Below are 12875 nucleotides of genomic sequence, written 5' to 3' on the forward strand. Positions count from 1 at the left end.
AATGAAAGCGATGCTTCGAATCTTGTTCGCCGGCTGGCTGTTGCTGGTGGCGTTGCCGGCCTTCGCCAAGCCGTATCTCGAGCTCGATCCCCCCAAGGCCACCGAGGACCCGGGCAGGGTGGAGGTGATCGAATTTTTCTGGTACGGCTGTCCTCACTGTTACCGCTTTGACCCTTATCTCGAAGCCTGGCGCAAGAAACAGCCTGCCGACGTGGTGTTCAAGCGCCAGCCAGCGATCTTCGGTCCCCACTGGGCGCCGCAGGCCAGGGCCTATTTCACCGCCGAGGTCCTGGGGGTGGTGGACAAGATCCACAAGGATTTCTTCGACGCCATGCACAGGCAGAAAAAGCGCATGGCCGAGGAGGAAGAACTGGCGGAATTCTTCGCCGCCCACGGCGTGGACAAGGACACTTTCAAAAACACCTTCCATTCCTTCATGGTGGACATGAAAATGCGCCAGGCCGAGGCCATGGCGCCCGAATACGGCATCACCGGAGTGCCGGCGCTGGTGGTCAACGGCAAATACCTGATCACCGGCCGTACCGCCGGCGGCTTCGAGGACATGATCAAAGTGCTCGATCAGCTGGTGGCCCAGGAACGCCAGAAGCTGGCCACCGCCAAGCCCTGATGCCGACCCTGCGGCTGGCCAGCTTCAACGTCCAGACCGGCATCCACACCCGCCGGTTCGAGGACTATCTGCTCAAAAGCTGGCAGCACCTGTGGCCCTGCGAACACCGTTTCGCCAATCTGGCGCGTATCGCCGACTTCCTGCGGCCTTTCGACATCGTCGGGCTGCAGGAGGTCGACGGCGGTGGTGCCCGCAGCCAGTACGTGGTCCAGGCCGAATACCTGGCCCGCCAGGCGGAGTTTCCTTTCTGGTACAACCAGGTCAACCGCCGCTTCGGTCGTTTGGCTCTGCACAGCAACGGGCTGCTCAGCCGGATTCCCCCCGGTTCTGTCTATACCACCTCGCTGCCGGGGCTTCCGGGGCGGGGGGCGTTGCTGGCGCGTTTCGGGGAAGGGGAGAGCGCCCTGCATGTGGCGGTGGTACATTTGGCGCTGGGCGCCAGAACCCGGTCACGCCAGCTCGATTTCATCGCCGAGCGGCTCCAGGGTCTGCGGCACGTGGTCGTCATGGGCGATCTCAATTGCGACCCCCGTTCCCGCAGCCTGCGGCGTTTTCTGGGCCGCACCGGGCTGCGGTCCCCGGAATCGGCGCCGACTTTCCCTAGCTGGCGCCCGCAACGTCAGATCGATCACATTCTCGTCAGTCCCACCTTGGAGGTGAACTGGATGCAGGCGTTCGATTTCGTCTGCTCCGATCATCTGCCGGTGGGGGCCGAGATCTTTATCCCGGAAACCGTTTCGGCGCTGGCGGCATGACGGAAACCAACCCCTGGAAGCAGAAGGCCGTCGATCTGGCCCGGGAGCTCGATGAACAGCAGGCCCTGCAGGCGCGTAACGAAAAGCGCCTGGCCAGGGCCCTGATCCGGCTGACGCTGGCCTACGAGGGCTGCCGGCCGGCGGCCGATCCCGGATTGGCGCAATTGCGGGAGATTCTGCGCAAAGGGATTTTGAATCAGCACCGTCTGAAACAGGTCGATGCCCTGACCGAGCAGATCCTGCGTCATGGACAAGAGGAAACGGATGGAGCCCCTCCTTCCTGGCAGCAGGAAGTGATCGCTTTCCTGTACGAGTGCGCCCCTGACGAGCGCGAACGCCAGCGCCTCGAGGCGTTGGCCGGCAAGGCATTTCCCGATGGCGCTGCATTGCGCGATGCCCTGCGTGACCTGTTCGCCGCCCCGCCCAGATCCCCCTGGCAGCGGCTGGGGGAATGGTTCGGGGGCCGCAGACGCCGGGAAAGCGACGGTATCGCTTCGTTGCAGCGCCAGCTGCTGGGATTGCTTGCGGAGATCGAGATTCCCCCCGATCTGGCCGAGGCGGGAGAACGCCTGACCGGGGTGTTGACGCAAGAGGGAGCGGTCGCCGAAGCCTTGGAGGGAACCGCCGAACTGCTCAACGCCATCAACGCACGGCTGCAGCAGGAACAGGCGGCGATCGAGAGCTTCCTCGAACAGCTGAGCGGCAAGCTGCAAACCCTCGAATCCCAAACCCTGGACGTGAGCGAGCTGCTGCTGGGGGAAGGGGGGGACTGGAACGAGAAACTGTCCATTCATGTGGACCACCTGCGGCTGCACACCCTGCGGGAAACCGACCTGGAATCTCTCAAGCAGGCGGTGGCCGAACGTCTCGACATCCTGAGCGCACAGCTGCAGGCGTTTCGCGAGGCGGAGCAAAGCCGCAACCAGACGGCCGAGCGTCAGATCGCCGAGTTGACCCGGCGCCTGCGGGAACTGGAACAGGAAGCGGAAGATCTGCGTCAGCGCCTGCGCCTGGCTCATCATCAGGCACTGCATGATCCGCTCACCGGCCTGCCGAACCGTCAGGCGGTCGATGAGCGCCTGGTGCAGGAATTTGCCCGCTGGCGCCGCTTCGGAGAGCCTTTCAGCCTGCTGCTCTGGGATGTGGACCATTTCAAGCGCATCAATGACCGTTTCGGCCATCAGGCCGGCGACAAGGCGCTGCGGGTGGTGGCCCAGGTGTTGCGGAAGGGAATCCGCGAGGTGGACTTCGTCGGCCGCTACGGCGGCGAGGAATTCCTCATGTTGTTGCCGGAAACCGGGCGCGAGGGTGCGCTCAAGCTGGCCGAGAAACTGCGTCGGGCCGTGAAGGAATGCGGCTTCAACAGCCGCGGCAAGCCGGTGCCGATCACCATCTCCTGCGGCCTGACCCAGGTGCAGGAGAACGATACCCCCGAAAGCCTGATCGAGCGTGCCGATCAGGCGCTCTACGAGGCCAAGGAACGCGGCCGCGACCGTTGCATCGCCCGTTAGCCGGTATCGTCCCGGGGCGGCGCCGCCGGCGTGCCCCCGAACTTCCGCCCCAGCCAGGCGAGCACGGCCCGGATCGCCGCCCACAACCTGGGCAGCAGCCAGATCATCAGCAGGATGAAGGCCAGCAGCAGCCCCAGAAACAGCCAGGGGTGGCGCAGCGAGGCCCAGATTCCGGCAAAGACCGCTATGTCTTCGGCCACCGAGGCGGTCCAGTTGCTGAAAGGCTCGGGGGAGGTGTTGATGAGCATTCGGGTGCTCATCTTGGTGGCGTGGGTGCCGGCGGCGATTCCCCCGCCGACGATCGCCGCCGCCAGTTCCACCGCGGGGTTGAGGTCGCCGATGGCGCCGGCCGCGAGCATGGCGCCGGCGGGAATGCGGATGAAGGTGTGCAGGCTGTCCCAGCCGGTGTCGACGCCGGGGGTTTTGTCGGCGACGAATTCCACCAGGTACATGAACCCGGCGGCGCCGATGACCAGCGGATTGGCGAGGATCTGCAGATCCGGCGGCAGCTGCAGGTTGCCGGTCTGGGCCAGGATGCCGAGCGCCAGCAGAGTGGCGTACAGATTGAGGCCGCTGGCCCAGGCGGCGCCCATGGACAGGGCCAGGGTCTGGGTGATCTGGTCTAGGGTTTCCATCGGAGGCTCCGGACGGATGGACAGAATCCAAGGATAACCCAGCGGCGCTGAATCGTCATTGAACTGTTGCGGTAGGCCGCTTCCCGGCCCTCGAAAGCGCAAATCAATGGGTGCCGGGCGCGGTCAGTCTCTGCAACGCCTTGATCCTGAGCGGATTGGGCAGGGCTGTGAAGCGGCGCGCCAGCACGTGCTGGCCGGGCGGTGACAGGGCGTGCCTGGCCAGTTCGACGGCTTCCTGCCGATCCGCATAAAAGTGAAGATAGAGGTAGTGGGTCAGCGGATAGCGCCCCTGCCCCAGGGTGATGCGGTTCGGCGGGACCGGCCGCCCGTCGGGACGGCGTGCCAGCGCCAGGGCCCGGACGCCCTTCGCCGGTGCCAGGCTGGCGCTGGCGAAACCGATGGCCCCGGGGGTGGCCGCCACGGCATCGATCACGTCCCTGTCTCCTGGCAGCTGTGCGACAGCGCCGGCAAGCGGCCTGCCACAGCCGACCTGCGCGCTGAATTGAAAGTGCCGGGCGGTCGCCGCCGCCAGTCCGAAACGTCGGGCCAGGGAGACAGGCGGCGCGGTAGGATGGCAACGGTTGGTGGCGAAGAACAGGCGTTCCAGCACCCCCAGGCTCAGGGATTGCAGGGGAGCGTCGCGGCGTACGTAGAGGGCGATGCCGTCGAGACCGACGGGCAGCGACAGCACCGGCCTGGGCAGCAGCCGCCGCTCCGCCGGCGTCAGCGGCCGGGCGATGGCGACGGCATCGGCACGTCCCTGGATCAGGGTCTGGACGGCCGTCAGGGCGTTGGCGGTCTGGCGGCTGGCGTCGGGTCGGGGTTCGATCCAGGCGGCAGCGACGGGCGCCAGCAGCGGTTCCGTCACTAGCCGCAGGGGTCGGGCGCTTGCCGCCGGCTCCAGGATTATCCAGCCGAGCAGAATGGTCAGGACGAAACAGCGTCCGCAGTGCCTCATCGCTGCACCCGGGCGGAGGGAAAGCGGCAACGGAACACGCTGCCCCGCCCGACTTCACTTTCGATTTCCAAATGGCTGCCGTGGCGGTTGAGCACGTGCTTGACGATCGCCAGACCCAGGCCGGTTCCGGTCGGATTGCGGGCATCGGCCTCCGGGACCCGGTAGAAACGCTCGGTCAGCCGCGGCAGATGTTCGGCCGGGATGCCGGGGCCGGTATCGGTGACTTCCAGGCAGGCCTGATCACCGTCGTCGTACCAGCGGACCGTGATTTTCCCTTCCGGCTGGGTGTAGTGGACCGCGTTGACCACCAGGTTGGAAAAGGCGCTGCGCAGCTCCTGCCCGTTGCCGAGGAGACGGGCGGAAGATTCGATCTCAAGACGGATGGGGGCGGTTTCGGTCCGGAGGTGGGCGGCGTCGTGGCAAATGTCTTCGAGTATCGCCGCCACTTCGACGGAGCGATCGTGGCTGACCTGGCAGCGATCGGTTTCCAGTCGGCTCAAGTAGAGGAGGTCGTCGATCAGATGCTGAAGCCGGCGGATTTGTTCGTCCATGCGCGGCAGCACCGGGCGCAGGGATTCGGTTACCGCCCCGCTGTCCATGAGGGTTTCCAGATAGCCTTTGAGCACTGTGATCGGCGTGCGCAGTTCGTGGGAGGCGTGGGCGACGAAATCCCGTCGCTGCCGCTCCAGGAGCCGGATCTGGGTGACGTCCTGGGCGATGAGCAGATAGTGATCGGCGGTATAGGGAACGATGCGGATCTCCAGTTGCAGGCGTTCGTCGCCGGGTGCAGGCAGGGTGACCGGCCGGTCGAAACGGCGGGCCTCAAGGTGGTCGATGAACCGCGGTGAACGCAGCAGCGCGTCGATTCGGATGCCGATGTCCCGGCGCCTCAGATCCAACAATTGGGCGGCGACGGGGTTGAACCATTCGATGATGAAGTCTTCGTCCAGCACCACGGTGGCGTCCGGTAACGCCTCGGTGGCTTGGCGAAAGCGTTTGAGCATTTTCCCCAGGCGGCGCTTGCGTCGCTGGTGGCGGCGTTGCAGCAACCGTTGCCGGTGGAAGATTTCGCTCCAGACGCCGTTGCCGTCGGGAAGTTCGGTCTTGCGGTCGTTCAGCCAGGCCAGCAGCTGGGCGGCATAGTACAGATGACGGCCCAGGTAGAGAAGCAAGAAGACCGCCAGGGTGAGGAAGAGACGCTGCTCGAGCCAGCCGACCAGCAGCGCCGCCAGCAATCCCCAGAAAACGATCGGGCCTTCCGTGCGCCAGAGCAGGGCGTTCAAGTGAGCTTAAGGCTGTGCCGTGAAGCGGTAGCCGAAACCGCGGACCGTCTGGATCATAGCATCGCGGCCGAATTCCGCCAAGATCTTGCGCAAGCGGCGGATATGGACGTCCACGGTGCGTTCCTCGATATAGGCCTCCCGTCCCCAGACCCGGTCGAGCAGCTGAGGACGGCTGTAGACCTTGTCGGGATGGGTGAGGAAGAATTCCAGCAGGCGGTATTCGGTGGGGCTGAGATCGACCGGGCGGCGGTCGATCTCCACCTGGTGTTCTTCAGGGTTGAGGGTGATGCCACCGACATGGAGGATGCCGGGTTTCTCCCCCTTGCCGAAGCGGCGCAGCACGGCGTTGATGCGGGCGATCAGTTCCCGCGGGGAGAAGGGTTTGGTGACGTAGTCGTCGGCGCAGTCGAGGCCGGCGATCTTGTCCTCCTCCTCGCCGCGGGCGGTCAGCAGGATGATGGGCAGGTCGCTGAAATCGGCGTCACGGCGCAGCCGCCGGGCCCAGTCGATACCGCTCTGGCCGGGAAGCATCCAGTCGAGCAGAATCAGATCCGGACGTTTCCGGGACAATTGACGGTTCGCTTGGCGGGTGTCGGGGGCTTCCTGGACCTCGAAGCCGGCCTGTCTGAGGACCATCCGCAGCATTTCGCGGATGGGCGTTTCGTCCTCGACGATCAGAATAGCGACGTTTGCCATGATGGTTCGAAAGCAATCGGCTTGACAATCAGTTCATCCCCGGCAGATGACAATCGTGTGAGCTGCCGGGTGCCTGTCTTCAGCGCTGCATCGGCCGGATGCGGATCTCCACCCGCCGGTTCATGGCCCGCCCCTGGGGGGTCGAATTGTCGGCGATGGGCATGCTTTCCCCCATGCCGCGGGCGATGATGCGGTTGGGGGCGATCCCCTGGGCGATGAGGTACTGGGCCACCGCCTGGGCCCGGCGTTGGGACAGTTGCAGGTTGTATTCCTCGCTGCCGGTGGAATCGGTATGACCGGTGATTTCAATCAGGGTTTCCGGATATTCCTTCAGTACCAGGGCGATGGCGTTGAGGGTGGAATAGAACTGCGGGGCGATTTCGGAAGAATTGGTGGCGAAGGTGATGTTGCCTGGCATGATCAGACGCAGGTTGTTGCCTTCGCGCACCAGCCGTACCCCGGTGCCGGCCAGTTTTTGGCGCAGGATGGCTTCCTGGCGGTCCATGTAGGCGCCGACGCCCATCCCTGCAAGGGCGCCGACCCCGGCGCCGATGGCGGCGCCTTTTCCAGGGTTGCCGGCGATGGCGCCGCCGGCCGCCCCTAGGGCCGCGCCGGCTGCCGCGCCTCCCAGGGTGCCGATGACGGTCTTGCTGACCTGGGGTTCGCCGGTGTAAGGATTGGTGGTGCAGCCGGCCAGCAGCATCAGGCCGGGAATGAGTACGAGTTTTTTGTTCATGGCGTTCTCCTTGGCGATGTCGTTGGAATGGGTCGAATCATGGCAGCATCGGGATGAATCCGTCATGAATCCCGTTCAGCCGACGATGAGGAATTCTCACCCCGGATTTCCCGATTGCTGCTACATTTCAGTTAGAATAACGCGATTTGGCGCGGATTGCGCATTTCGCCGATTTCCAAGCTCAATGACAAGAGGTTTTTCAGGGTGAGCCAAGACTTCATTTTTACCTCCGAATCGGTTTCCGAAGGGCATCCGGACAAGATCGCCGATCAGATCTCCGATGCCATGCTCGACGCCATCCTGGCTCAGGATCCCAAGGGGCGGGTGGCCTGCGAGACCCTGGTCAAGACCGGCATGGTGCTGCTGGCCGGGGAGATCACCACCAGCGCCTGGGTCGATGCCGAGCAGCTGGTGCGCGAGGTGGTGCGCGACATCGGCTACGACGATCCGGCCATCGGCTTCGACTGGCAGTCGTGCGCGGTGCTCCAGGCCATCGGCAAGCAGTCGCCCGACATCGCCATGGGGGTGGACGAGGCCGAAAACAAGGATCTGGGCGCCGGCGACCAGGGGCTGATGTTCGGCTACGCCTGCGACGAAACCGAAGTCCTGATGCCCGCCCCGATCTATTACGCTCACCGACTGGTGCAGCGTCAGGCGGAGCTGCGCAAGGCCAAGGTACTGCCGTGGCTGCGTCCCGACGCCAAGAGCCAGGTCACCCTGCGCTACGAGGACAACCGCCCGGTGGCTGCCGACGCCATCGTGCTGTCCACCCAGCACGCGCCCGACATCCCTCAGAGTGCCATCCGCGAGGCGGTGATCGACGAAATCATCCTCAAGGTCCTCCCGCGGGAATGGATCCACAAGGACACCCGGTTCTACGTCAACCCCACCGGCCAGTTCGTCATCGGCGGACCCGTGGGGGACTGCGGCCTCACGGGACGCAAGATCATCGTCGACACCTACGGCGGCATGGCCCGCCACGGCGGCGGCTGCTTCAGCGGCAAGGACCCCACCAAGGTGGACCGCTCCGCCGCCTACATGGGCCGCTACGTGGCCAAGAACATCGTCGCCGCCGGACTTGCCGAGCGCTGCGAGATCCAGGTTTCCTACGCCATCGGCGTGGCCGAGCCGACCTCGATCACCATCGAAACCTTCGGTACCGGCAAGATCGCTGAATCCCGCATGGTGGAGATCGTGCGCGAACACTTCGATCTGCGCCCGCGCGGCCTGATCGAGGAGCTTGATCTGCTCAGGCCGATCTACCGCAAGACCGCCGCCTACGGCCACTTCGGTCGCAGCGAGTCCGAATTCACCTGGGAGCGCACCGACAAGGCCGAGGCTTTGCGCGACGCCGCCGGTCTGCCGCCCCGTTCCTGAACCTGCTTCTTGAGGAAATCACCATGAACCAGCCCGCTGCCAACCTGCAACCGGATTACAAAGTCGCCGACATCTCCCTGGCCGACTGGGGCCGCAAGGAGATCCGCATCGCCGAGACCGAAATGCCCGGTCTGATGGCTCTGCGCGAGGAGTACCGCGACCAGAAGCCCCTGAAAGGCGCCCGCATCGCCGGCTGCCTGCACATGACCATCCAGACCGCGGTGCTGATCGAGACGCTCGTGGAACTAGGCGCCGAGGTGCGCTGGTCCTCCTGCAACATCTTCTCCACCCAGGATCACGCCGCCGCCGCCATCGCCGCCGCCGGCATCCCGGTGTTCGCCTGGAAGGGGGAAACCGAGGAGGAATACTGGTGGTGCATCGACCAGACCCTGTTCGGGCCGGGCGGCTGGCGCCCCAACATGCTGCTCGACGACGGTGGCGACCTGACCCAGGTGGTGCACGAGAAATACCCCGAGCTTTTGGAGGACATCCGCGGCGTTTCCGAGGAGACGACCACCGGCGTCCACCGTCTGTACGAAATGATGAAGGAAGGCACGCTCAAGTGCCCGGCCTTCAACGTCAACGACTCGGTGACCAAGTCCAAGTTCGACAACCTCTATGGCTGCCGCGAGTCCCTGCTCGACGGCATCAAGCGCGCCACCGACGTGATGATCGCCGGCAAGATCGCCGTGGTTCTCGGTTACGGCGACGTGGGCAAGGGCTGCGCCCAGTCTCTGCGCGGTCAGGGGGCCACCGTCTGGGTCACCGAAATCGACCCCATCTGCGCCCTGCAGGCGGCGATGGAGGGTTACCGGGTGGTCACCATGGAGGACGCCGCGCCAGTGGCCGACATCTTCGTCACCGCAACCGGCAACTACCACGTCATCACCCATGCGCACATGCAGGCGATGAAGAACAACGCCATCGTCTGCAACATCGGCCACTTCGACAACGAGATCGACGTCGCCAGCCTAAGGCAGTATGAATGGGAGAACATCAAGCCCCAGGTGGACCACGTCATCTTCCCCGACGGCAAGCGCATCATCCTGCTCGCCGAGGGACGGTTGGTGAATCTGGGATGCGCCACCGGCCACCCCAGCTTCGTGATGTCCAACTCCTTCTGCAATCAGGTGTTGGCCCAGATCGAACTGTGGAACAATCCGGGCAAGTACGAGAACAAAGTCTATGTGTTGCCCAAGATCCTCGACGAGAAAGTAGCGCGCCTGCACCTGCCCAAACTGGGCGCCAAACTGACCCGGCTGACGGAGGCCCAGGCCGCCTACATCGGCGTGCCGGTGGACGGGCCGTACAAGCCGGATCATTATCGGTATTGACGTCGTAAACGATCAGGAAGTTGCGTGAGCCGTTCCATCGCCCTGAGTTTCGAATTCTTTCCGCCCCGTTCAGCGGAGATGGCCGCCCAGCTGCGTGACGCCTACCGACAACTGGCCGCTCTCGGTCCGGCCTATTTCTCGGTTACCTACGGCGCCGGGGGCAGCACCCGCGACAAGACCTTCGAAACCGTGCTAGAGATCCAGCGCGAAACCGGGGTCGAGGCAGCGCCCCACCTGTCGTGCATCGGCTCGACCAAAGCCGAGATCCGCGCCCTGTTGGACCACTACCGCGACCGGGGCATCCGCCGCCTCGTCGCCCTGCGCGGCGATCTACCCTCGGGGATGCACGCCGATGGCGATTTCCGCTACGCCAGCGATCTGGTGACCTTCATCCGTGCCGAAACCGGCGACCATTTCCACCTGGAGGTGGCCGCCTATCCGGAAACCCATCCCCAGGCGCCCAGCTACCCGGACGACCTGCAGCACTTCGTCACCAAGGTCGAGGCCGGGGCCGACGGGGCCATCACCCAGTACTTCTACAACGCCGACGCCTACTTCCATTTCGTCGCCGACTGCCGCGACCTGGGGGTGGCCATTCCCATCGTCCCCGGCATCATGCCGGTGACCAATTACGCCCAGCTGGCGCGCTTTTCCGATCTGTGCGGTGCCGAGATCCCGCGTTGGATGCGCAAACGTCTGGAGGCCTTCGACGGTAATCTGGCGGCAATCCGCGCCTTCGGCATCGAAGTGGTGACCGAACTGTGCCAGCGCCTCATCGAAGGGGGCGTGCCCGGCCTGCACTTCTACACCATGAACCGGGCCGAACCAACCCTGACCATCTGCCGTAATCTGGGTCTGGCCTGATTGAGTGCGCCGTCCCCGTCTCTATCTTCCCCGCCCGCTTCGGTCTGACAGCGAGATCGCCGTCACGGACGATCGGGCCCGCTACCTGCGTACCGTGCTGCGCCTGCGCCCCGGGGCCGCCCTCGTGGTCTTCAACGGCGAGGGCGGCGAATTCGAGGCCGAAGTTCTCGCCCTCGACCGCAAGGCGGTACGCCTTCGCATCGGTCCCTGGCACGAGCGGGAGGCCGAATCTCCCCTGAAGATCCATCTGGGGCTTGCCATCGCCAAGGGCGAGCGCATGGACTGGGCGGTGCAGAAGGCGGTGGAGCTGGGGGTGGCGGCCATCACCCCGCTGCTGACCGCGCGCTGTAACGTCCGTCTCGAAGGCGACAGGTCCGAACACAAGCGCCGCCACTGGCAGGCCATCGCCGTCGCCGCCTGCGAGCAGTGCGGTCGCAATCGCGTTCCGGAGACGCTGACGCCTCAGGCCCTGGCCGACTGGCTGCCGGGCCGCCGGGGGCTGGTGCTCGACCCGGACGGTCGTCCCCTTGCCGCCTTGCCTGCCCCGGACGCGGAATTGAGCCTGCTGATCGGTCCGGAAGGCGGGCTGACATCCGAGGAACTGGATCGCGCCAGGGCGGCCGGTTTCGCCCCGGCAGCCCTGGGACCGCGGATTCTGCGGGTGGAGACTGCCGCCGTGGCGGCGCTGACGGCGGTACAGTTGTGCTGGGGGGATTTCTGAGTCTCTTAAGGGGTGGCCATTGCCAGGGAAGGCTTGGTTTTCATCCGTATTCCTCTCGACTATTGCAACTGCGCAGCAGAGATATATAATGATAATCATTATTATTAACAATCAACAATAGAGAGGTCGATATGTCTCGCCTGCCCTTGCCTGTCTCAGTCGTTCGCACGCTCGTTGCCGCCTCCTTCTGCACCTTACCGATCTGGGGCATCCCAACCCAGACTCTGGCGTCCAAGTTGGATCATACGCATCGTTCCATGTACAAAGAGCGTTTGGAAGCCCATCTGGGCAGAGCGCTTTTTTTCGATACCCGCCTGTCGGAACCTGCGGGACAGTCTTGCGCCAGCTGCCATGATCCTGACCATGCCTTCACGGATCCGGACAAGGGCGTTCCCACCTCCGAGGGGGTGCTTCCGGACCGCTTTGGCCTGCGCAACACCCCGCAGGCGGCCTATGCCGCCTTCAGTCCGGCGTTCCATTTCGATCCCGAGGAAGGGCTGTGGTTCGGCGGTCAGTTCCTCGATGGCAGAGCTGCGACGCTGGAAGAACAGGCCAAGCAGCCCTTCCTGAATCCGTTGGAAATGAACAACCCGGATGTCGCCACGTTGGTCGAGAAGGTGCGTCGGGCGCCCTATGCGCTGCTGTTCGAAATAGTCTATGGGCCTGGGGCGCTGGATGACGATGCCCAGTTGTTCGAGTACGTGGCAAGCGCGATCGCCCGCTTCGAGCGCACCCGCTTCTTTTCCCCTTTCACTTCGAAGTACGATGCCTGGCTGCATGGAGAAGCCGAGTTGAGCGAACAGGAGCTGCGTGGCCTGGCGCTCTTCAACGATCCCAAGAAAGGCAATTGCGCCGCCTGCCATCCGAGTGCGCCGGACGAGGATGGCAACCCGCCGCTCTTTACCGATTTCAGCTATGACAATCTCGGTGTACCGCGCAATCCGGGCAATCCTTTCTACGAGAACGACCCGACGATCGTGGGTGATGCGGTACACCAAGTGGATCTGGGCCTGGGTGATACCCTGCGTGCCTGGATGGAGCGTCACGGGTCTCTGCCGGAAGGGGCGTCCGATCCTGCAGAGGAGGATGGCAAGTTCAAGGTTCCCTCACTGCGCAACGTGGCCATTACCGGACCCTACATGCACAACGGTATCTTCACCACGCTGCGTCAGGTCGTCCAGTTCTACAATACGCGCGATCTGCATCCGGACCGCTGGGGACCACCGGAAGTCCCGGAAACCATGAACAGGGAGGAATTAGGCAACCTGGGGCTCACCGATCAGGAGATCGACGATATCGTCGCCTTTCTCAAGACCCTGACCGACGGCTATCTTCCCCGGCGCTGGGGTGACGGTCCTATGGGGTGGGACTGAAGGT

The 12875-nt window shown here is 64.4% G+C and carries 13 protein-coding genes; 8 read left to right on the forward strand and 5 right to left on the reverse strand.

From position 1 onward, the window contains the following. Position 1 precedes the first annotated feature (1 nt). From MIN45_RS06355 to MIN45_RS06365, 3 genes are read left to right on the forward strand one after another with little or no spacing between them, the layout of a single operon-like run. On the forward strand, positions 2-628 hold the full coding sequence (locus MIN45_RS06355; RefSeq protein WP_286291046.1) for a thiol:disulfide interchange protein DsbA/DsbL: 627 nt from the start codon (positions 2-4) through the stop codon (positions 626-628). Beyond that, on the forward strand, positions 628-1383 hold the full coding sequence (locus MIN45_RS06360; protein ID WP_286291047.1) for an endonuclease/exonuclease/phosphatase family protein: 756 nt from the start codon (positions 628-630) through the stop codon (positions 1381-1383). Before MIN45_RS06355 ends, MIN45_RS06360 begins: the two co-directional genes overlap by 1 nt. Continuing rightward, the gene (locus tag MIN45_RS06365; RefSeq protein ID WP_286291048.1) at positions 1380-2894 is read left to right on the forward strand and encodes a GGDEF domain-containing protein; all 1515 of its coding nucleotides are present in this window, start codon (positions 1380-1382) and stop codon (positions 2892-2894) included. Before MIN45_RS06360 ends, MIN45_RS06365 begins: the two co-directional genes overlap by 4 nt. On the opposite strand, the gene MIN45_RS06370 is transcribed toward MIN45_RS06365, so the two are convergent. The 5 genes from MIN45_RS06370 to MIN45_RS06390 all read right to left on the reverse strand — a co-directional run bounded on the left by MIN45_RS06370 (position 2891) and on the right by MIN45_RS06390 (position 7202). Then, positions 2891-3529, reverse strand: a complete 639-nt coding sequence (locus tag MIN45_RS06370; RefSeq protein WP_286291049.1) for a DUF4126 domain-containing protein — start codon at positions 3527-3529, stop codon at positions 2891-2893. The two genes, MIN45_RS06365 and MIN45_RS06370, sit on opposite strands and share 4 nt — an antisense overlap. Positions 3530-3632: 103 nt before the next feature. Then, positions 3633-4487 (reverse strand): PstS family phosphate ABC transporter substrate-binding protein, encoded by an 855-nt coding sequence (locus MIN45_RS06375; protein WP_286291050.1) that lies wholly within the window; start codon positions 4485-4487, stop codon positions 3633-3635. Beyond that, positions 4484-5770, reverse strand: a complete 1287-nt coding sequence (gene phoR / locus MIN45_RS06380) for a phosphate regulon sensor histidine kinase PhoR (protein WP_286291051.1) — start codon at positions 5768-5770, stop codon at positions 4484-4486. Before phoR ends, MIN45_RS06375 begins: the two co-directional genes overlap by 4 nt. A gap of 6 nt (positions 5771-5776) precedes the next feature. Beyond that, positions 5777-6466, reverse strand: a complete 690-nt coding sequence (gene phoB, locus MIN45_RS06385) for a phosphate regulon transcriptional regulator PhoB (protein WP_286291052.1) — start codon at positions 6464-6466, stop codon at positions 5777-5779. Positions 6467-6545: 79 nt separating this feature from the next. Then, a complete protein-coding gene (locus MIN45_RS06390) occupies positions 6546-7202 on the reverse strand; it encodes a YiaD family glycine zipper/OmpA-like lipoprotein (RefSeq protein WP_286291053.1) in 657 nt (218 codons plus the stop codon). A gap of 204 nt (positions 7203-7406) precedes the next feature. Between MIN45_RS06390 and metK the strand changes: the two genes are divergently transcribed. The 5 genes from metK (at position 7407) to MIN45_RS06415 (ending at position 12871) form a co-directional block, all read left to right on the forward strand. Continuing rightward, positions 7407-8579 carry a methionine adenosyltransferase gene (metK, locus tag MIN45_RS06395; protein WP_286291055.1) on the forward strand — a complete coding sequence of 391 codons (1173 nt, stop codon included), beginning with the start codon at positions 7407-7409 and terminating at the stop codon, positions 8577-8579. A gap of 23 nt (positions 8580-8602) precedes the next feature. Continuing rightward, positions 8603-9913: an adenosylhomocysteinase gene (gene ahcY, locus MIN45_RS06400; protein ID WP_286291056.1), complete on the forward strand. Its 1311-nt coding sequence runs from the start codon at positions 8603-8605 to the stop codon at positions 9911-9913. 24 nt (positions 9914-9937) lie between these two features. Next, positions 9938-10777, forward strand: coding sequence for a methylenetetrahydrofolate reductase [NAD(P)H] (gene metF / locus MIN45_RS06405; protein WP_286291057.1), 840 nt, complete (start codon positions 9938-9940; stop codon positions 10775-10777). A gap of 4 nt (positions 10778-10781) precedes the next feature. Further along, positions 10782-11498: a 16S rRNA (uracil(1498)-N(3))-methyltransferase gene (locus tag MIN45_RS06410; RefSeq protein WP_286291059.1), complete on the forward strand. Its 717-nt coding sequence runs from the start codon at positions 10782-10784 to the stop codon at positions 11496-11498. Positions 11499-11629: 131 nt separating this feature from the next. Further along, the gene (locus MIN45_RS06415) at positions 11630-12871 is read left to right on the forward strand and encodes a cytochrome-c peroxidase (RefSeq protein ID WP_286291061.1); all 1242 of its coding nucleotides are present in this window, start codon (positions 11630-11632) and stop codon (positions 12869-12871) included. The last annotated feature ends 4 nt before the right edge of the window (positions 12872-12875 follow it).

This window comes from Methylomarinovum tepidoasis (assembly GCF_030294985.1).
Classification (GTDB): domain Bacteria; phylum Pseudomonadota; class Gammaproteobacteria; order Methylococcales; family Methylothermaceae; genus Methylohalobius; species Methylohalobius tepidoasis.

Coding starts and splice junctions, on each gene's coding strand:
- MIN45_RS06355 (WP_286291046.1), top strand. CDS start 2: ATGAAAGCGATGCTTCGAATCTTGTTCGCCGGCTGGCTGTTGCTGGTG.
- MIN45_RS06360 (WP_286291047.1), top strand. CDS start 628: ATGCCGACCCTGCGGCTGGCCAGCTTCAACGTCCAGACCGGCATCCAC.
- MIN45_RS06365 (WP_286291048.1), top strand. CDS start 1,380: ATGACGGAAACCAACCCCTGGAAGCAGAAGGCCGTCGATCTGGCCCGG.
- MIN45_RS06370 (WP_286291049.1), bottom strand. CDS start 3,529: ATGGAAACCCTAGACCAGATCACCCAGACCCTGGCCCTGTCCATGGGC.
- MIN45_RS06375 (WP_286291050.1), bottom strand. CDS start 4,487: ATGAGGCACTGCGGACGCTGTTTCGTCCTGACCATTCTGCTCGGCTGG.
- phoB (WP_286291052.1), bottom strand. CDS start 6,466: ATGGCAAACGTCGCTATTCTGATCGTCGAGGACGAAACGCCCATCCGC.
- MIN45_RS06390 (WP_286291053.1), bottom strand. CDS start 7,202: ATGAACAAAAAACTCGTACTCATTCCCGGCCTGATGCTGCTGGCCGGC.
- ahcY (WP_286291056.1), top strand. CDS start 8,603: ATGAACCAGCCCGCTGCCAACCTGCAACCGGATTACAAAGTCGCCGAC.
- MIN45_RS06415 (WP_286291061.1), top strand. CDS start 11,630: ATGTCTCGCCTGCCCTTGCCTGTCTCAGTCGTTCGCACGCTCGTTGCC.